Source organism: Arthrobacter sp. MDT1-49-2 (genome assembly GCF_059090185.1).
Map to the genome: position 1 here is coordinate 45,968 of NZ_JBNHFK010000003.1, position 19,918 is coordinate 65,885.

The window sequence follows — 19,918 nt, forward strand, 5'->3', positions numbered from 1 at the left end:
GCAATGAGAATGCCGCCCTCCGCAATGCGTGAGGGCGGCATTTCTGTAGGAAGAGAAAAACCATCTTGCGTCGGCCGTTCTCCCTAAGAGAAAGGTCGTACCTAGAGCCAAAGCCGTGGATTGACCGGTGTAACTTGGGGCTGATTGTCGATCAGATCACTGGGCTTGCCGCCGCTACAGCGTCTTTAATCTATATGAGCACCTGGGTCTCAAACCCAGCCGACTAAGCCTTCGAGCTGAGCGCTTACATATTCCCAAGGTTGGTTGAGGTCGAGGGTTCGCGCTCCTAGCCGATTGCCTTGGACTACGACGTCCAAGTCGGGCTGCTCTGCGGCATCGGTACGCGCGTAGAGGAGCAGTCCGCTGACGGAGCCGTCCCGCCGGGTGTCTTGGTTTTTTACATATGACAACATTTGGTACAGGTTGGCTGAGTGAACGGTCGATTTGCCCCACCTGCTGACCTGCATCGATTGGCTGTAGTACTTCGCATCAATAATGAGAGTGTGTTGCTTACTCCGAAGTGTGACATCGGTGCGCATGGCCGGGAGTTGCTTGGCTCCTAGTGCGCTTGCGTCGTCGTAGTCCCACGCAACGGCGGACGCCCTGGGGGCGAGTTCCGGGTGGTGGACGGTGTAGTACTCGCGCAGGAACCGCTCGTACAAGCTGCTCATCGCATCGTCGGAGACCCACGAGGTGAGCTTGTTGGTTCCTGCATCGTGCGAGGGGAGGAGCCCCCGGACGATAAGTTCACAGACACCGAGCAGCAAGCGGTAGGTGGCATTGGCGCGGTGGTAGGTGAGCGTGTCCCAACGGATCGACTTCGGTGCGACAAGCGTCACTGCGTCCAAGTAGGGAAGAAGCCGCCGCAGCGCATCTTTGCGTGCCACCTTAACATCGCCGTGGCGGACAAGGAGCACAATGACCGACTTCAGGGCCCGGTTGTGGGGTGTGTCTGGTTCGTATTCGTCGAACTCACACACTAGCCGCCCACGGGTTGTCGACCGGGTGCCAATAGTGCGAGTGACATCGATCCGGCCGCGTACGGTGGCGATCTCGTCGCTGCGATGAAGGTAGTCCCGGTGAATGCCGCGCTTGATCTGTGCTCCGACGCCAAGCACAAGGATCTCCGCAAACAAGTCGTGAAGATGGTCGAATCGCTCGCCCGCAATCCTGGCGTTATTGTCGCTGCGGATCGCCTTGAACGCGTAGGCCATCATCAGGTACACGTTGCGAATGCTGATTGAGCGGTCGATCACGCGACGGCCTTCCGGAGCCTGCCTGCCCACTCCTCGGCTCTGATGGGCTCATCAAACCAGTACTCGTCGAGCAGTGGAATGAGTTCGTCTTCAACGACGGAATGCAGCCACCCGTCGTCGGCGTCGTTGCCAGAAGGACGGGTGAGATAGCTGTGCCCAATCATGAATCCCTGACCGAGCGCTGGGTCGTTGGCGATGGTCCTGTTCAGGTCGACGACGGCGGTTATGAGGCGGTCGAGGGTGGGGCTGCCGGCCTCCTGCTGCCAGCGAGCGAATCCGGACGAGTCAAAACCGGGGGTCATTTCGAAGAATCCGAAGCGGCGGCGCAGCGCATAATCGAGTACGGCGAGGCTGCGGTCTGCAGTGTTCATCATCCCGACGATGTGGACGTTCGCCGGGACGGAGAAGGTCTCATTCTTGTAGACCAAGCGTAGGCCTTGTCCACGTTTGTCGGCTTCGATGAGCATGAGCAACTCACCGAAGATCTTGGATATGTTGCCGCGGTTGATCTCGTCGATGATGAAGAAGTAAGGCCGGTCATCATCGTCGACGCGGGCTTCCTCGCAGAACCGGTAGAACGCTCCCTCGGCAAGTGTGAACCCGCCTGTCTCGGTCGGGCGGTAGCCCATCATGAAGTCCTCGTAGGAATAGCTCTGATGGAATTGGATGGTTTGGACCCGGCTTGGGTCCTTCACGCCCAGGATGGAGTACGCGAGGCGTTTGGCAGCGAAGGTCTTTCCAACGCCGGGCGGCCCGGCGAGGATGATGTTCTTCTTTCGAAGCAGCAATGAACTCAGCCGGTCGTAGCTTGTCTCGGAGATATAGACATCGCTGAGAAAGGAGGCCTTGTCGTAGGACGGGAGCGGCGCCGCCGGGATGGGCTCCTCAGGCGTCACGTCGCCGGTGACGAGAGTGTCAAGATTCTCGATGTAGTCTCGGTCGGCTGTGATATCGGTGAGCGTCTTAACTGCCGCGTCTCCGGGGTGCTCCCACGACCCGGCGTGGGTCCACTCCACCGATCGGACGTGGCGGAACGAGGCACGATCCGGTTCGAACCGGGCATCAGAGGTGACCTCGCCGCGACCGACGATCTCACGGCGGCCACGTTTTGCGTAGACGATGTCGCCAACGGCGATCTCGTTCTGGAACTGCCACACCGCTAACACGGCGTTCTTCATCGAACCGCCGCTCTCGTCTACGTCGAGTTCCTGACGAATCGCATCGCGGCTAGTGAAATCCGCAAGGTCACCTAGCTGATCCCAACCGATCGCCATGATGCCACTGGTGGAGAACTCCTCCCATTCAGAAGCCTGCTCACCGGGAGAGTAGAGCCAATAGTGGCGTGGACGGGGTTCCGGGAATGCGGCGGTCTCAGCGGCAGCAGGATCGGCTTCTCTGGCTGCAGAGTTCCAAAGTTCTTCCACTCCCGGCGTCCAGAAATGGAATGGTCCATCGATTGAACGTGCTAGTGCACCACGAATGGCAAGAAGATCGCGATCTATCGACGTCGGGTCACTGCCACTTGCGCCACCGATCCGATCGGCAAGGCCGTCACGAACCGTCCGCTTCATTGAGGCGGACGCGATTGGTTCGAAGGTGTCAGGGCGAGCCAGGAACTGCAGCGCGTTACGAATGTCGGGACGGTCGTTGCCGGAAGAAAGCATGACCTGTTGTAGCTTCCACGGATCGATTCGTGCAGCTTCGCGCTCGCCTTCGGATAAACCATCCCAGTAGCACACAAATGAAGCTGTCCAAATGACATGCCGCCACATTGCCCCGTTGTACCAAGAGCCAGGTTCGAACCCCGCGACCCCTGTTGGGCGATCCAGCCACGTCGACATCGGCGCTGAAACCTCTACGGGCGAATCGAGGTGGGAAAGTGCTCGATCTACGTGTGCCCGGCGAGTCTTGGGCCGGGCGGACCGTAGTGGATGCTCGCGTAAGAAGATGATTTCCGCGGCAAGAAGCACAACCTCTCGTGGTGCGCCCTGTAGTTGTTGGTCGAGTTTGTCCCATTGACCCTGGCCCGCACCGGCGATTGGGTTGTCCCCGATTCTAGACCGAAGCTCCTCCGCTGCCTCAGCCGTCCAGATCATCGCTGTCGGGTCGATCACGGACCGAGCATCTCCGAGCATGTGGGTGATAACCTCACCCACTTCACGGGCGATGGTCATATCGGGGGCCGGTCGCGAAAAGGCGGTGGTGGCGTCATGCGTGCTCTCGAACTGTTCGTTAGGCATGTCTGTATTCTCCCTCTTCACCGCATCATCGGTGGATGGACTCTCCGGCAGAGCATGCCTCTCCGCAGTCAAGACGCTGGCGGTGACCTCGTCTGCCGTGTCTCCTTTCGAAGCGAGTGGGTCCCCGAAACGGGTGTCCAAGTAATCCCACTTGAGAGAACGCGCAGGTTGGTCCAACTTGCTCCGGATTCGAGCGCAGCAGGAGTGCTCCACCAGACGTTGCTCGGCTGCGGAACGCGGTTGAGTTCCGATTCAACGTTTAGTTTTTCGCCTGAATCAATAAAAATGCCGCCCTCATCGGAAACGCTGAGGGCGGCATTTCTTATAACCGGGGTCGATAGCTTTACAGATGATCTTTCCCTACGAGGTGGAAGCTGAAGCGCCTATATGCGTCACTCCACGAAATGCGCATAAGATTCGCTAGCCACGTTGGGACGTTGTCCATTTCTCCCGGTGGATTTATGGCGAGCATGTTGGTATGGTTCCGTCCGTCCGGTCACCGGCCGATATCCGTCCGGTGTCGAAGCAGTGACTCATAGGGGGAATTTTTATGTCACGCGTGTTGTCCACCGAGCAGGCGAAGTCTGCCATCAACCAGGTGCAGTCCATCATCAACGGCGGTTTCACCGACCAGATCTCGGCATTGGATGCGCAGGGCAAGATCCTGTCCGATCCGAACACCTGGGACGGCCCGCTGGCTGCGCAGTTCCGCGGATCCACGTGGCCGGAAACCAAGGCGGCCCTGGATAAGGCCCGCCAGGAACTCGAAGAGCTCCGCACCCAGCTGCAGAAGATCTCGCAGGATATTTTCTCCGCTGGCGGCGGCGCCTAAGCCCGACGCCTGTCTGCACTTAACGTCCGGGGATCCGCTCCGCTGAGCGGATCCCCGGACGTGACTGCCGCTGCCGGTTCTGCCCCGGTACGCAAGTTCTTCGGTCCTGAAGGGATTTCCTGCCGTTCGGCTCCCTCCGTACGGGGACGTGTTTCTTCCCCGGCCGAAAGGGCCGTGGCCATAGTTTTTTCTTTTTTCGTGTTTGTCCAGTGGGGGGGGCATTGAGCATGTTTGGGTTGGATCGTTTTACTGAGGTGCCGTTATTGCCGGAGGATGACCGGGGACGGTTCGATTACGGGGTAGCCCGGGCCATGCGGGATGCGTTTACCTCCGAAGCCGCACGGCTCAGGGACCAGGCCGGCACTCGCGCCTCATATGTGTCCGCGGCGAAAGAGGATTTTGCCGGGTATTTCTCCGAGGTGTTCCAGGCTAACGCCGATACGGCCGGCAACGATGGGCGGGCCTTGGCGGAAGCGCTGGACATCGTTGCCGGGTATGTGCGGACGATGATCCAGGCCGGACACGAAGAGGACGCCCGCCGCAGGGAGAACAACGCTTGGGTTCGGCGGCAGAACGAACGCAATATTGCCGAACGCGTCGGAGACATCTTCGACGGCGGCGAAGAGCGGCCCAATGCTGAGCGGGGCCCGGCGCCCACCTTTGATTCGACCACGGCCTCCATGGGGTCCCGGACTACCGAACCCGGCGGTGGAGGCGGCGGCGGCATATCCTCGGCAAGGCCGGCAAACCTGCGGACCTTCGCGACGAACTCCCGATCCCTGGATGACACCTTGGCCTCGGTACCCGGAATGCTCCAAGGCCATCTGGACGATTTTGCCGCGCAGTGCGGATGGGGACGGATCGAAGCGGACGGGGTGATCACCGCCTACCGGGCCTATCTGGACGCCAACGAAAATGACGCGCGGTGGGCAGTGACCCTCGCTGACGACTTCGCGAAGGCCGGAGGGGAAGGGAACGTCTCGACTCTCTCGGACGCGGCCCTGGCAGCTGCTCTGGCCGCAGCCGGCGTGGATGCCACCCGAGACGGGCTGCAGATCGATCCACCCACGGCCTACGGTGCGGTTCCGACCACCGGGTACGCCAATGACCCGGTGAACACGGCCACCGGTAACTTCGTCGAACCGGAAACGGACCTCGGTTTTGCCGGTACTGCGTCCAACCTGGTGCTGTCCCGGATGTACAACTCTCTGGCGCCGCAGGACGCCCACGGCGTGTTTGGTCCGGGCTGGTCCTCGGTGCTGGATCAGGAGCTGGTTCTCTCGGATGAAGGCGGCCGATGGATCCTGGCCGACGGCCGCGCCATGGACTTTCCCCGCGAAGGCGATGGTTGGGGCCGGGCAGTGGGGGAGAATTACTGGCTGACCCGTGAGCCGGCAGGATCAGCTGTCTACGCAGAACTGGGTTCGCTGCCGGAGGGCAGCACGGACCTGCTGGTGATCCGGGACAACCGGGGCACCTGGTGGGCCTACAGCCTGGCCGGGGTCTGGCTGGGTGCCGGATCTGGTCGTGGCCGGACAGTCTCCGTGCACCGGGAGCCGATGGCATGGGCAGACACCAACGACGACGCCGGGAACCCGGGTCGGGTCACTCGGCTGGAGCACGTGCGCGGCCGCTTCCTGGACGTCGACTACGTGGGCGGCCGTGCCGTCGTCGTGCGGGCCTCGGACGGGCGCCGGGCCGAATACGGGTACAACGACGCCGGCCGCCTCGTGTCGGTCACTACCGAGACCGGCACCCGGACGTACCGGTGGAACGAGCAGGGGCTGATCGACGCCGTTTACTCCGCCGCCGGTGTGCTGGAAGCGGAGAACACCTATGACGAGCAGGGCCGGGTGATTCTGCAGGTCACCCAGCACGGCCGCCGCACCCGCTTCGCCTACCTCTCCGGCCGGGTCACAGTGGTTTCGGATGAGGACGGGACCCGCTCCAACTCCTGGATCGCCGATGCCAAGGGCCGGCTGGTCGGGGTGCTGGACTCCCATGACCAGCGTCAGTCCGTGGCCTATGACCGGCACGGCAATCTGGTCTCCCTCACTGAACGGGACGGGTCCGTCACCGTCCACGCCTACGATGACCGGGGCCGGAAGATCCGCACCGTCACGCCCGAGGGTGCGGACCTGACCTACGGCTGGGACGAGCAGGACCGCATCACCACCCTGGTCACCGAATCCGGGTCCGTCGTGACCTACGAATACGCGGATGATTTGTCCCGTAACCCCTCGGTGATTGGAGATCCGCTCGGCGGGCGCACCGAACTGACCTGGGATCACGGGCTCCTGACCCGGGTGACGGACCCGGCCGGGGTAACCGTCGAGTTCGACTACGACGACTTCGGTGACCTGGTGTCCACCCGCAACGCGCTAGGCGACACCGCGCGGATAGTGCGCGATGCCGCCGGCCGTCCGCTTGCCTCGGTCACCCCGTCCGGCGCGCAGACCCGCTTCAGCTACAACGCCGCTGGCCGGCTGGTCCGGCGCGAAGACCCGGATGGCGCCGACTGGTCCTTCGAGTACGACACCGCCGGGCGGCTCACCGCCTCCGTTGCACCGGACGGGGGCCGGACCGCACTGGAATACGCAGCCAACGGGGAACTGGTCCGCACCATCGACCCTCTGGGCCGCGGCATTGAGCGGGTCTTTGACGAGCTGGGCAACGTCACCGCGGCGATCCTGCCCGACGGTGCCCGCTGGGGCTTCGCCCACGACACGCTCTCCCGGCTGACCGGCATCACCGACCCGGCCGGGCACGACTGGATCCGGGAATACGATAAGGTCGGCAACCTGACCGCCGTCGTCGATCCCACCGGCGTCCGCTCCGATACCGTGACCGACCGCGCGGCCGGCACGGCCACCGTCGCTGATGCCTTCTCCTCCTCGACCTACAGCTTCGACGAATACGGTCGCCCGGTGCGGGCCGAAACCGCTGACGGGTCCGCGGAACTGATCACCTACGACGCGGCCGGGAACCCGGTGGAACTGCTCGACGGCGAGGGCGGACTCACGCGCCTGGAACGGGACGTGGCCGGGAAGATCATCTCTGTCACCTCTCCGTCCGGGGCGGTGACCCGGTATGAGTACGACGTCTGCGGCCGGCCGTGGAAGACCATCGACCCGCTGGGGGCCGAAACTGAGCTGGTGTATGACGCCGATCAGCGCGTTACCTCCCGGATTCTTCCCACCGGGGAGACGGAGACGTTCGAGTACGATGCCTGCGGCCGGCTCATTCTGCGCGTCACGCCGGGCAGCGGTAATGCCGGGTACGGGTATGACAAGGCGGGACGGCTGTGTTTCTCCCAGGACTCCTGGTACGGGACCCGGCGCTTCAAATACAACCTCGCTGGCGAGCTGACCGAGACCGTCAACGGCGTCGGAGGTCGGACCCGGTTCGAGTACGACGTCCGCGGGCGTCTGATCCGGATCACCGACCCGCTGGGCGGGGTCACCACCCGCAGCTACACCGCGACGGACAAGGTGGATTCGGTTAGTGATCCGCTGGGCCGGGTCACCACGGCCACCTATGATCCGGCGGGCCGGCAGTTGTCCCAGACCGATCCGGACGGGAACACCACCTCCTGGACGTATGATGCGGCCGGACGGGAGGCGAGCACCTCCCGGAATGGGAAGCTGCTGGCGTCGGTGGACCGCGACCGGATGAACCGGCGGGTGGTGGTCACCGACTTCACCGGGGATGACGGGCTGACGGTCGAGCATGAACTCGGATTCAACCGCCGGGGCCAGCTGACCTCCCGCACCCGCGGAGCCGAGGGCATGTCATGGTCCTATGACGCAGACGGGAACCGTACGTCCTTTACTGACGCTGCCGGTACCACCACCACCTACGGCCGGGACGCAGCCGGGCGGGTGAAATCCGTGCGAAACCCCCGGCTGGGGTCAGCGCAGTTCACGCATGACGCCTCCGGCCGGATGACCGCTGTCACGGCGGAGGATCTGGTGCAGGAGTGGGTCTACCGGAACGGGTATCTGTCCGAGCACACCCGCACGGACCGTTCTGATCCTGCGGGGTCCGCGGACATCACCCTGATTGGCCGCGACGAGGATGGCCGGATCACCGGCCTGACCCGTGCCGGTGCCGTGACCCGGTACGGGTACGACGGGGCGGGGCAGCTCGTGGCTGCTGCCACCACGCCGTTGGGCGAGTCCGGTGCTGCCGCTACGGTGCGGTCTGAGGTTTCGGAGTGGGAGTACGACGCCGGTGGGCGTCTGGTCCGCGAACACTCCCCGGCGGGTTCGCGGCTGTATGCCTATGACGTTGCCGGTGAACTGACCTCCGTCACCGAGCCGGACGGGTCCCGGACGGAATATGTCTACGACGGATTGGGACGCCGGTCCCGGCTGATTCGCCCGGACGGGTCCTGGACCGAATACGCCTGGGGCGAGACCGGGTACATGCAGGGGACCGTGGACCGCACCCCGGACGGCGCTGAAACAGCCCGGCACCGCTTGTGGGTAGATGCCCTCGGTGAGCTGGCGTCGGTGGACGGCTGCCCGGTGTGGTGGGACAGTGCCAGTGCAGTGCCCACGCTGGCCGGTATCGGTGGGGAGCAGGTGCTGAACCTGCCTGGCGGGGTGACCGGGGTCGGGGATGCGTGGATCGCTGCGGGGTGGCGTGCTGCCCGGGCCACGGACCAAGACGATCCGTGGGCGGTGCTGGGTGCCTCGGTGATCCCGGAACCGGGTGCCATGTCCGGAAGCGCCGGGCCCGGCCCGGGCGTAATCCCCGGAATGGCCGGTGGTTTGCCGGCCGGTATCGGTCTGACCGGTGACGGTGGCCTGGATATTGCCGGCCTGGAATGGCTCGGTGCCCGGGCGTATGACCCGGCGGCCCGTGGTTTCCTTTCCACCGACCCGCTGTCTCCGGTCCTGGGTGCCGGGTGGGACGGCAACCCGTACTCCTATGCGGGCAACAACCCGTTGAATGCCACTGATCCGACGGGTCTGCGTCCGTTGACCGATGAGGATTTGAAGGCGTACGACGCAGCCAACCGCGGTGTGCTGGCTGCTGCCGGGGACTGGGTCAAGGACAACTGGGAATACATTGCCGGCGGGGCCATGGTAATTGCTGGCGGTGTCCTCATTGCAACAGGCGTTGGCGGACCGGCAGGAGCGATGCTCGTTGCTGCCGGCGCAGATACGATCATTCAGAAGGCAACCACTGGTGAGGTCAACTGGGGGCAGGTTGCTTTGAGCGGGGCCCTTGGCGGGTTTGGGGGTGCCGGTATCGCAGCCCGCGCTGGCTTCACCGGGATAAAAGCTACCGTCGTCGCCGGGGCCAGCTCGGGTGGAATAGGCGGGGGGATTCAAGGTGCTTACGGCTATTACACCGGTCCTGGACCCCATACGGTCTCCGGCGCCCTGGGCGCGACTGCTCAAGGAACGGTTATCGGTACGGTGACCGGGGGTGCCGGCGGGGCTGCCGGGCACAAGATCGGGCAGAAAGTAATGGCAGCTGTCACCGCCCGCCCCAACGCGGGCACGATGGCTATGGGTCGGAGCATGAAGTACCGGGTCGAGCCATACGCAAATGCGAATGGTATGGGTTATTACAAGTCTTTGCCGGACCCCATTTATGACTTCACCAGAAAGCACCTGTCAGAACGGCATCACGTCGGCCTGCACGTGTGGGCGAATGAGAAGTGGATTAATTATCAAATGATGCAGGGCAAGGATCTTGTGGACATTGGAGCGCCGATGGGACCTCGGGTCGAGGGGATACCGCCTATGGATCCGAGCCCATTTTATGACAAGGAACTAGAGCGCGTAGCGGGTTATCCTGGCTATAGTCAGGATCCGCAGGCATCTTGGGACCTGAAACGCTAGGAGATGCACATATTATGCCGCCGAATGATCCCTCATACTTCCGGCTCGTGTTTTCACCGCGACGTAGGCTGTTCGGGTTTGTGGCCGACCCTGAGTATCTTGTCTTATCACCTGAAAGCGAGCCGAAACGTGTTCGGTTGAGGGATCTTCCTGCCGCGCTGGGCGTCCGTCCCGGAGGATCGCGCCGTGACTGGCAGGAGTGCGAGATGATTGCGACTTCCTTATACGAGGAAGGAGAGACAGCAAAGTGGGTGGAATATCCCACCGGGAGGGTTTATAACGATTCCCAATTGCAGCGGTAAATTGTTCCGCATGCCGGCGGGGCCAGCTGACCTCCCGTACCCGCGGAGCCGAGGGCATGTCCTGGGCGTATGACGGGGACGGTAACCGTACGTCCTTCACCGACATCGCCGGCACCACGACCACCTATGCCCGGGACGCGGCCGGGCGGGTGAAATCCGTGCACAACCCCCGGCTCGGGGCGGCACAGTTCACCCACGACGCCTCCGGCCGGGATCGGTCTGACCCGTAACGGAGGCCTGGATGTTGCCGGCCTCGAATGGCTCGGTGCCCGGGCGTACGATCCGGGAGCCGGAGGCTTCCTTTCCATGGACCCGCTGCCCCCGGTGCTCGGCGCAGGCTGGGACGGTAACCCGTACTCCTATGCGGGCAACAGCCCGCTGAACGCCAGCGATCCAACGGGTCTGCGTCCGCTCACGGTTGAGGACTTGAAGGCGTATGACGCCTCCAACCGTAGTGTGCTGGCTGCTGCGCGGGGGGGGGGGTGGGTTAAGGACAACTGGGAATACATTGTCGGCGGGGTGGCGATTGTCGGCGGAGCCGCGCTGATGTTCGCGCCCGGCGGCCAGGTCTTTGGCCCACCGCGGCGCCGAGCGCTGGCCGTCCGCGGGACAGTTCTTAATTGGTGTGGAGCAGAGGTTATTCGTCTACGGAACGTGGTGGAATTCCGCTTCAATGTTTAGTTCCTGATTATGGGAGTCGGAAGGGGCCGTTGAGAACACATGGTCTCAACGGCCCCTTCTCGCTTGTCCCTTGGTAGCTTGAACCGATGAAGCAAACGATGGCCGAGTTGTCCTCGAAGGACGACGACTAGTTTCAGCCAGGACACGGTGCTGGCATCTACCCTGCGAACTCAAAGTCGATGGTGTTCTCGGGATCGACGGTTGCGATGATCCCGGAGTAGAACACCTTGGCCTGCTCTTTCAACGCTGCTCCATTTTCGCCGATGTACTTCTTCTTGTTCTCGTCGCTGAGAATGTTGTTGATCATGCGAGTTTGAACGGCTGGCGGTGCCAGCCAGCTAAGCGCGTTGTTGCTCTCGAGGGCGTCCTCGAACACAGGATGGTCAAAGCCGATGCCGATGAATTCAGGAATAGTTGGCTCGGGTGTCGGGGTATCCTAATTATAGTCAGGATCCACAAGCAGCATGGGATTTGGGTAGTTAATATGGCGTGTAAGGAAAGATATCTGAAAGCAGTTGAGTATCGGCGGTCTGGTCTTTTTGGATTATCTCATAATTGGGAGTATGCGCTTATTGACGATCAAGGCCAGGAGATACACCTGGATACAATCGAATTACTTAAAGCGCTCGTTCCTGATAAAGATCGCTCACGAACCGATGCCTATATGTGCCTCAATAAGGCCAAGGAACTCTTTCTCCAGAATCGTTCGGAGTGGGTAGGCTATCCATCAGGGGCTGTGATTGATGAGTTAGAAAATTTCTAGGCAGATAGCATGTATAGGGAAAAGTTCTTCAAGGTGGTTCAACATAGGAGGACGAGAGTCTAGCCACGTTGGGACGTAGCCCATTTCTCCCGGTGGATTTGTGTCGAACATGTTGGCATGGTCACCTCCGTCCGGTCGCCGGCGGTTATCTGTCCGGTGTCGAAGCAGTGACTCAATAGTCATCAACGGCCGTTTCGCCGACCAGATCTCGGTCCTGGATGCGCAGGGCAAGATTCTGTCCGATGCCGCGCCGCATCCGCTAAGCCGTAGGCAAGAAGACAGGACTCCTTTGGGACGAATGGTAAGAGGAACGACCGGCACTGCGAGGGGGGTCACCCACGTCCGCCCTCCCAAAAAGCATCGGATATATGGGTGGATTCTTATCCTCGTAATCGTGGTTGTGGGCTCAGCCGTGCTTGTCGGACCGTGGGCGGTTGTCAGCTATGACAAGAGCCACCGCGTATCGATTGAGTGTACGGTGACAGGCGCGGAGGCGGGACGCTCTTCTGCTAGTGCCCGTGGTTCCGCCTCCTGGTCCCAGGTGAGTATCAGCACTACGGACTGCGGGCCGCTGGTGTTGTCTTCGGGGATCAACGAATCGAATCGGGACGCCGTCGCAGCACAGCTGAATGATGGGGGAAGTTTTTCCTTTGAGATAGGGGTCGCCACCCGGTCTTTGCGCTGGGTCACGGATCCTATCGGTCTGACGCCGACGGTGTGGGCATTCGAGAAAATAAATTGAATTTCCGGCCTGTGGTCAGGCACTGCAATGCTCGGAAGACGCTGACGATATTGACTGCGGTCGACGGATTGAACTTTCGGCGATTTCAAAGGCATAAATTTCCCCCTTGTGGCGGATGCAGCAGGTATCCTCGGGTGGTGAAGGGTGAACGAGGTCCTGCGAAGAAACACTGGTTGGGTGAGCTCACTGAGCAGGACATGCGATTGGGAAAAAGAGCGACCCGGATTATCGATATCCAGTGCGTTCTTGCTTTTGCGGCTTGTGCCGGGATAGCGATATTTGTGTTTTTCGGTGTTCCCTTCAACACTCGTATGGATTACAGTGGGTGGGCAGTTCGGTAGAAACGGAATCCCGATGCCGGTTGCCATGCTCATCATGCCCGTTGTCCTTTTCCTTTTCTGGCGCACCGGCAAGAAATCTGATGCTCACCATATGGGGAAAGTAGAACGCCTCGGACTGTATGTCCTCGGTTTAGCAATTACGGTGGGATGTGTTGTGGGTCAGTTGGTTATGGCGCAATCTATCCTTGGGTAACCCGGATAGAAGGTGAGACTCAACGTGGAAGACGACGGGCAACCGGTGAGGAAGAAACGCCGGCGCAGGCAATTGACCGAGATCGATCTTCTGCTGGGAATGAAGACGACCAAAATCATGGGGATTCTGTGTGGCGCCGCCACGCTGGTCTGTGTGGGTGTCTGGCGGTGTTCGTCTTATTGAGCGTTCCCATGAGCACGATGCTGCCCTACGACGGGCAGTTCGGTAGAAACGGGATACCTATGCCGATAGCGATAGTTCCCGTTTTTGTGCCCTCTGGGTCTGTGGAGGGGGACAAAGAAATCGGATGCTCACCACATGGCGAGAGGTTCACGTTTAACCTCTTATATCTTTGGGACGGCATTGATTTTGGTCTTCGTCTGGGCCCAGTGGACCATAGCGCACTCCCTCCTTGTTGAGGGTGGAGCGCTCCCGGCGTAGAAGGTCCGGTAATCGGCGCCTGGTGTCCCGGGTCCCGGTGACCCGCTCAGCACCAGTACATCCGGAAGATGGTTCAAAAGACACCACCACGGTGCAGGAGGTAGTCCTTATGCGGGCGCATTTCGTCGGGGCATCGGCGCAGGAAGCCCGTGCCATGGGGGTGTCGCGTTCATGAAAGGAATGAATGGTGCCCGAATTTAGAAACTATCTGAGGACTCTTACGGCCGCTGCCGCCGTGCTCATGATGGGAACGAGCTTAGCCGCGTGCGCTGAGAAGGAGACAAACACGACAATGTCGGAGAAAAACATCCCCGAGGAGACCATCAGTGCCAGGGAAGGCCGGGACCGCGCGGTCGAACTCGTGTTCAATACCGCCGAACAGCTCGACGTCACCGGGTGGTGGCCCCGCAACGGGTCAGCGGGGGCGCTGGAGTGCACCCCCGAAAGCAGCCCTGGACTGGGGGATGCCACAGCCAGTTACAGCTATGACCGTTGGGCGCCCCGTGGAACTGACCATATTGGGGACGCCAAGCGCGTCGCGGAGTATTGGGAGTCCCTCGGCATGAGCGTACGCACCGTAAATCCGACAACACACCCGACCGTCTTCGCCGAGGGTGGTCCCGTCCTCCGGGCTGAATTCGATACCTATGCATCGGACGAGTCGTACAGTATTAGCGCTATTGCTCCTTGTTCGCCCGGCGACGCGTTTACGTTGAATGAGGAGGACAGTGCCGAGCGGGATCAAGGCAAAGTCCTCCCGGGAGACGAAGGCCTCGTGCTTGAGCCCCCGCAGTAACTCCACGAAGCAATCCCAGCCTGCCCCGGCACCGTGACCGGCGGGAAGGAAGACGATACTGGTCAAGTGCAAATCAACGGGTCTTAGGACAAAGGTAAAGCCGTCGGTCAGTGAGATTGGAATATAAACATGGCGCAGTCGATTGACGAAGTCGTGGACAGCATGTCGAGATTCGCTGAAATGCTTCCCCTGGTCGGGCTTCCTGAGCTAGGCCGCGGCTATAAGAAGGAAGCAGAACAGCTCAATCGCGATAGATCTGATCAGTCCCTACGAGAAACCCGGGAATGGATTAGGCAGACTTTTCAGTATCAAGGCAGCGGTAGCATTCCCGACCGATACGTTGCAAAACAGGATGGTTCAGCAGACTCTCAGCTCACCTCTGAATATCATGGTCTAATCCGTCTTCTCGGTGAGTTTGTTGAAGGGCAATGAACGTACCGTCTTCTGACCTAAAGCAACGTCAGTCCCGCGCCAGTATCGAGCTGGTACCGGAACAGTGGGGGTGCTCACAACAAGCTTTCTCGAAATGCGCTAGCGTGACCGGCATGGACCGTAGAAACCTGGATATCTCCGATGCCGCAACGCTTATGACTTTGCTGCATCGCGGGAAGCGCCCCTCGACGCTCCGGACGCTGCTGCCGGGGTGGGACATGTTGCAGGCCGACGTCCCTTCGCGGGAACGGATGGAGACGGCAATGTCGATCCTGGTCGGTTCCGGTCTGGCTGAAGTGGACTCGTCGTGGGGGATGCTGCTCACGGCGGAGGGGGAACGGATCAGGCGGTCCATCAAGGGGGCTCAGGGAATGCGGATGATTCCGGGTGCTATCGGCGAAATCCTAGCAGGACGACGGCTGGACCGTGCTCCGTTGGCCCTGCCCCAGCCGGTCTTTGATGCGGCGCGCGAGGACTATTTCGACGCCCCCGACGCAGGGCAGAGCGTGCACAAAAGCGCCGGTCACGGCACCGCTGGTGGTGGCCGGACCTCAGCGCACCCTGACGTTCACGTTGACGGGCTTGCGTAGGGCCGCACGAGTCTGTGCACCTTCGTGTCGCACGGTCCCAATCATCGCGCCCTGCATCGCTGCGTTGACCACGGTGCCGAGAGCCATGAGCTTACGCGTCTGCTGTGCTTCCGCCAGTTGCCAGGCCTGCAGGTTTTCCATCCGCTGACGGTAACGTTCGGTCTCGTAGAGGTTGATCGCATCGTGAATGGTGCTGGCCCGGTGATCGCGCACCAGTTGGAGGCAGAAGCCGACTGCTTCGTCATAAAGGTAGGCCTGAGGGAACCGGTTGCCGATGTCCGAGGCAAAGTCACGGCTGGCCTGGGTGAGTTGGGCATCCACTCGCTGCTCGTCAGCCGATACGGCCCGGTTGTGCGTCACTCGCTGCTGGTTGATCTGTTCTGTCCGGGCGTGCAGCCGGGGAAGAACGAGCCTGTTGCGAACGAGCCAGATGGCCGATGCCAAGGCGAGGGCAACCGGGCTTGCGAGAATGGCGACGCTGAGCGGCTGGATATTCGAGTAGAAGATTTGTCCTTGTGCATACGCATCAGCTTTCGCCCATGCCTGAATGATCGGCGTCCCGATTGCCGTAAGAAGGACCACGAGTCCCACGCTCAACATTGCTAATGGCAGGATGCTCCACTTCGGATTGAGCGGCTCCAGCGGTTGGTAACGTTGCGCGATCGCCCCCTTCTCCTGTAACCGTGCGTCGATGTACCGCAGCAAGTTTTGGAGATGAGAGAAAGCCTTCGAGCTGGGCCCTGGCGTCACCGTTGTGGTGAGTGTTTTCCACGAGAATTCCTTTTCCAGCGCCGGCGTCAGCGCAGCTAATGTTCAGTTCAAGGGATCCCGTTCGGTTTCCGCTTGTCGATGTTTTCCTTCAGGTAGATCCGTCCACATACGTATATGTCGGTACGGGAAACGGAACAGTTCGCAGTTGCCCGTCGGCGTCACTGTATTGTGACCCGAATCAGGAAGCAGGCCTTTGGCGCAGGGCAGGTCGGGATAACCGGCAGCCCTTGCGCACGAGTGCCGGCGCCGCGAAGAATCAAGGTATGGGCCGGCTCACCTTCAGTATCAACGTCACCCTGGACGGTTGTATCGACCACCGGGCGGGCATCGCCGATGACGAGACGCACGAGCACTTCACTGCCCTCCTGGACGAGGCCGGCGCCATGCTCTGGGGCCGCACCACGTACGAAATGATGGAGGAGTATTGGCCGCTGGTTGCCAGCGGTGAGGTGGAAGCGCCCCCGGCATTGCGCCAGTGGGCGCTCACGCTGGAAGACAAACCCAAGTACGTCGTCTCCGCGTCACGCAGCGACTTCCCTTGGAACAACAGCCACCGCATCGAAGGCGATCTGAGAACGGCAGTACAGGACCTCAAAGACCGGAATCCCGACGGCGTGCTTGTCGGCAGCGGCATGCTGGCCTCCGGCCTGGACCGGCTGGGCCTGGTTGATGATTACAAGTTCCTGGTCCACCCCAGAATCACCGGGCACGGTCCCACCCTCTACGGGGGCCTCCTCGACAGTGCGCGCAGTCTCGAGCTGGTCTCTGCTGAACCGATGAGCAATGGAGCCCTCTCGGTGCACTACCGGCGGGCTGACTAATGGCAGGGAACACCGCCGGTAAATAGTGAAGGCCAGGCCGGACGGGCCTGGCCTTCACTACTCCGCAGGGCTACGCTGGGGTACCGGCCTCCGCCTGCACGGCCTCACCGCGCGAGCGCAGGTACGTGGCGACCGCCAGACGGTTGACCGCTGACCGGCTCACGATGCCGATTGGGCGGGAATCAGCCCCGTTGACCACCGGAACCTTCTTCAGCCGCGCATCGGACAAGGCAGCCACAGCGTCACTGAGCGAGGCACCGGCGTCGAGAGTGACGACGTCGTGCGTTGCCAGCCGCATAACGTTCAGGTTCGCCAGATCGGACATGGCTTGTTCCAGATCGTCCCCAGCCCCGATGGCGTAGGAATAGATTGACGTCGAGGACGGGTGGGTAGCCGAGAGGTGGCGCAGGACGTCGCCGTCGGACAGGAAGCCTGCCAGCGTGCCGTCTGCGTGGAGGACCGGTGCGCCCGAAATGCCGCGTTCCGTGAAGGTCTGCAGGGCGTCGAGCACGGACTGATCCGAGGACAGGGCGTAGACGTCGGACTTCATGACCGGCTCCAGGGCGGACGCCGGGTGCCGGACGCTTTTCTCCGCGCGGCGTGAGCGCACCGAACGGTAGGCCAGGAACGCAAGCAGAATGCCGACCAGCGAGGTGACGACCACAAAGGCGACGGCACCGTGGAAGCCGGCGAGCAGCGAATCAGTGTCGCTGTTCCCGGCACCGGCCTTCGCCGCAATTACGGCGCCGTAGATACCGGTCGCCAGCGAGGTGCCCACGCAGCCGGCGATCTGGAAGCTCGTGGAGACAATCGTGACGCCGTGCGGGCTGGTCTCACGGTCGAGGTTGGATAGCGCGAAGGTCTGCGCAGGCCCGACGACGAATGCCGTAGCGAGCACTGCCGGAACGTAGAGGATGCCGAAGATCCAGACCGAGGAGTGGCCGGCGGCAACTCCGACGAGCGTGACGAAGAGTGCCATAACGAGGAACCCGAGCGGGATGGACCAGCGGCCCCCGTGCCGGTCGAACATGCGGCCGGCAATGGGCCCCATGCCCACGGTGAGGAGGATGCCGGGGGCGAGGGTGAGCGAAGCGCCCAGCGGCGGCATCTCCAGCGCGCCCTGGAGGAACAGCGGGATGACCACGTTCATGGCGAAGACGAAGACCAGGCCGAGCATCGTCATCAGCACACCGAGCACGAAGGGTGCATTCGAGAACGGGCGCATGTCGATCAGCGGGTTAGCGATGCGGCGCTGGCGGATGACGAACAGCCACATGGCGAGCAATCCAACGATGCCGGCAACGCCTGCGTAAAGGGCAGATCCCTCGAAGGCGCTGGACACGCCGTAAAGGATCCCGACCAGACCGATGGCAACAAGAATGAACGAGAGGATGTCCAGGACCGGGCGGCCCAGATCAGTGGCGTTCCGCAGGACGATGGCACCGGCGAGCAGCACGGCGAGGGTGAGACCCCCGAACACCCACATCAGTGTGGTCCAGGGGGCGACGGTCAGAATAGCGCCGGACAGGACGATGGCCAGCGACGGGCCGAGGGTGGTCATCGCGGCCATGATGCCCATGTTGAGCCCCAGCTTTTCGCGCGGTGACACGGCAAGCGTGATGTTCATGCCGATGGGGGTGAGCAGGCCGGTTCCGATGGCCTGCAGCAGGCGCGCAATGAGCAGCACTTCGAAGGTGGGGGCAAGGGCTCCCACCACCGATCCGATAACCATGACGGCTACGACGGCGACAAACAGCGGTCGGGTGGGGAACCGGTGGTACAGAACGTTGGCGACGGGCACGAACACGGCTGCGACAAGCAGGTAACCGGTGGTCAGCCACTGAACGGTACTGACGTTGACGCCGAAGTCCTGCATGATCGGCGTGAAGGCTACGTTGAGGAAGGTCTCGTTGAAGGTGGCGAGGAACGCAGCGGCCGCTGCGACCGCGATCATTCCAACTGCACGTCCCTGGATGTCCGAGCGGGAATTTGAAGAGGGCGCCATAGAGTCTCCTGACAGTCGGCGGTGTGGAGGCGATCGACCGTGCCGTGTCAGAAGTACTTTTTGAAGTGCCCCGCGTGTCGTGTCATCGATGCCGTGATAGGCCCGAAGGCCTCGTCAAGTCTAGCAAACCGCCGGTCAGTGGTGCCGGGCAGGTCCCGCCCGGTGAGCGTTCTCAGCGCCGGGGCAGGGCTGCAACTATGGCGGATTACACCGTGCTGCTCCAGAGGAGGTAGGCCTCTGCGAGCTGTTCCGGGACGCCGGGAGCTGCGTCGCGGATGGCCGGCACCTGCGGGCGGGTCATGGTGGCCACTGCCACCACGACCCCGAGGGCAGTAATACTGCTCCGTACGGCATTGCTGCGCTTCAGTAGTGTCAGCAGCTCTTCCAGTGCGTCGAGGGCGGGCTGTTGGATCTGCGCGAGCGGGGATGCCTCTGCCGCGGCTGGTCCTGCCCCGGCCTGCAGGTCAAGACCATCGGTCAGGGCTCCGAGTTCCATGTCCATCAACCTGGCCAGCAAGCCCTTCCAGGCTTCCGCCGGGTCCTCTTGGGCAGCGCCGCGTGCTTCGGCAACGATCTCCAGGATCTCCCGCACCATGTCCTCGATCACCGCGCGGACCAGGTCCTCACGGGAGGGGAAGTTCCGGTAGAGCGTCGCAATGCCCACGCCACTGGCGGCAGCCACTGCCTCCAAAGCAACGTCACCGCCCCGCGCAGCAAACACATGTCTCGCATGGCTGATGATCGCGTCTCTTCGCTGTGCTGCGTCGGCTCTCATCCACGCCTCCTTCAAGTTGACCCCCAGTCTAAACCGGAGGAATATCTTCCGTATAAGCGGAGGAAATACCTCCGAAAGA

16 protein-coding genes are annotated in these 19,918 nt (G+C 61.9%); 9 read left to right on the forward strand and 7 right to left on the reverse strand.

From position 1 onward, the window contains the following. Positions 1 to 209 precede the first annotated feature (209 nt). Both mcrC and AC5RTS_RS05155 read right to left on the reverse strand, forming a co-directional pair. The gene (gene mcrC / locus AC5RTS_RS05150; RefSeq protein WP_493991008.1) at positions 210 to 1,256 is read right to left on the reverse strand and encodes a 5-methylcytosine-specific restriction endonuclease system specificity protein McrC; all 1,047 of its coding nucleotides are present in this window, start codon (positions 1,254 to 1,256) and stop codon (positions 210 to 212) included. After that, the gene (locus AC5RTS_RS05155; protein WP_493991009.1) at positions 1,253 to 3,496 is read right to left on the reverse strand and encodes a DUF8426 domain-containing protein; all 2,244 of its coding nucleotides are present in this window, start codon (positions 3,494 to 3,496) and stop codon (positions 1,253 to 1,255) included. Before AC5RTS_RS05155 ends, mcrC begins: the two co-directional genes overlap by 4 nt. Before the next feature lie 550 nt (positions 3,497 to 4,046). Between AC5RTS_RS05155 and AC5RTS_RS05160 the strand changes: the two genes are divergently transcribed. The 4 genes from AC5RTS_RS05160 to AC5RTS_RS05175 all read left to right on the forward strand — a co-directional run bounded on the left by AC5RTS_RS05160 (position 4,047) and on the right by AC5RTS_RS05175 (position 11,169). Then, the gene (locus AC5RTS_RS05160) at positions 4,047 to 4,328 is read left to right on the forward strand and encodes a pyrophosphorylase (protein WP_227902099.1); all 282 of its coding nucleotides are present in this window, start codon (positions 4,047 to 4,049) and stop codon (positions 4,326 to 4,328) included. 236 nt (positions 4,329 to 4,564) lie between these two features. After that, a complete protein-coding gene (locus tag AC5RTS_RS05165; RefSeq protein ID WP_493991010.1) occupies positions 4,565 to 10,186 on the forward strand; it encodes a DUF6531 domain-containing protein in 5,622 nt (1,873 codons plus the stop codon). Between the two features lie 358 nt (positions 10,187 to 10,544). Next, the gene (locus AC5RTS_RS05170) at positions 10,545 to 10,718 is read left to right on the forward strand and encodes an RHS repeat domain-containing protein (RefSeq protein WP_493991011.1); all 174 of its coding nucleotides are present in this window, start codon (positions 10,545 to 10,547) and stop codon (positions 10,716 to 10,718) included. 7 nt (positions 10,719 to 10,725) lie between these two features. Then, positions 10,726 to 11,169 carry an RHS repeat-associated core domain-containing protein gene (locus AC5RTS_RS05175; RefSeq protein ID WP_493991302.1) on the forward strand — a complete coding sequence of 148 codons (444 nt, stop codon included), beginning with the start codon at positions 10,726 to 10,728 and terminating at the stop codon, positions 11,167 to 11,169. A gap of 157 nt (positions 11,170 to 11,326) precedes the next feature. Here AC5RTS_RS05175 and AC5RTS_RS05180 read toward each other — a convergent pair whose 3' ends face one another. Then, the gene (locus AC5RTS_RS05180) at positions 11,327 to 11,476 is read right to left on the reverse strand and encodes a hypothetical protein (protein WP_493991012.1); all 150 of its coding nucleotides are present in this window, start codon (positions 11,474 to 11,476) and stop codon (positions 11,327 to 11,329) included. Positions 11,477 to 11,653: 177 nt separating this feature from the next. On the opposite strand from AC5RTS_RS05180, the gene AC5RTS_RS05185 reads away from it, so the two are divergent. Beyond that, positions 11,654 to 11,932, forward strand: a complete 279-nt coding sequence (locus tag AC5RTS_RS05185) for a hypothetical protein (RefSeq protein WP_493991013.1) — start codon at positions 11,654 to 11,656, stop codon at positions 11,930 to 11,932. Positions 11,933 to 12,373: 441 nt separating this feature from the next. Here AC5RTS_RS05185 and AC5RTS_RS05190 read toward each other — a convergent pair whose 3' ends face one another. Further along, entirely contained in the window at positions 12,374 to 13,051 is a 678-nt protein-coding gene (locus tag AC5RTS_RS05190) for a hypothetical protein (protein ID WP_493991014.1), read from the reverse strand. An 890-nt stretch (positions 13,052 to 13,941) separates the two neighbouring features. On the opposite strand from AC5RTS_RS05190, the gene AC5RTS_RS05195 reads away from it, so the two are divergent. From AC5RTS_RS05195 to AC5RTS_RS05205, 3 genes are all read left to right on the forward strand, one after another. Next, positions 13,942 to 14,445, forward strand: coding sequence for a hypothetical protein (locus tag AC5RTS_RS05195; RefSeq protein ID WP_493991015.1), 504 nt, complete (start codon positions 13,942 to 13,944; stop codon positions 14,443 to 14,445). A gap of 129 nt (positions 14,446 to 14,574) precedes the next feature. Further along, entirely contained in the window at positions 14,575 to 14,877 is a 303-nt protein-coding gene (locus AC5RTS_RS05200; RefSeq protein ID WP_493991016.1) for a hypothetical protein, read from the forward strand. A gap of 113 nt (positions 14,878 to 14,990) precedes the next feature. Then, a complete protein-coding gene (locus tag AC5RTS_RS05205; protein WP_493991017.1) occupies positions 14,991 to 15,467 on the forward strand; it encodes a hypothetical protein in 477 nt (158 codons plus the stop codon). Here AC5RTS_RS05205 and AC5RTS_RS05210 read toward each other — a convergent pair. Then, positions 15,429 to 16,172, reverse strand: a complete 744-nt coding sequence (locus AC5RTS_RS05210; protein WP_493991018.1) for a hypothetical protein — start codon at positions 16,170 to 16,172, stop codon at positions 15,429 to 15,431. The genes AC5RTS_RS05205 and AC5RTS_RS05210 overlap by 39 nt on opposite strands. Positions 16,173 to 16,501: 329 nt before the next feature. Here AC5RTS_RS05210 and AC5RTS_RS05215 point away from each other — a divergent pair, with 329 nt between their 5' ends. Then, a complete protein-coding gene (locus AC5RTS_RS05215; protein WP_493991019.1) occupies positions 16,502 to 17,059 on the forward strand; it encodes a dihydrofolate reductase family protein in 558 nt (185 codons plus the stop codon). Between the two features lie 70 nt (positions 17,060 to 17,129). Here the strand turns inward: AC5RTS_RS05215 and AC5RTS_RS05220 are convergent, their stop codons facing one another. Then, positions 17,130 to 19,064: an MFS transporter gene (locus AC5RTS_RS05220; RefSeq protein WP_493991020.1), complete on the reverse strand. Its 1,935-nt coding sequence runs from the start codon at positions 19,062 to 19,064 to the stop codon at positions 17,130 to 17,132. Positions 19,065 to 19,269: 205 nt separating this feature from the next. Then, positions 19,270 to 19,839: a TetR/AcrR family transcriptional regulator gene (locus tag AC5RTS_RS05225; RefSeq protein WP_493991021.1), complete on the reverse strand. Its 570-nt coding sequence runs from the start codon at positions 19,837 to 19,839 to the stop codon at positions 19,270 to 19,272. Between the last annotated feature and the right edge of the window lie 79 nt (positions 19,840 to 19,918).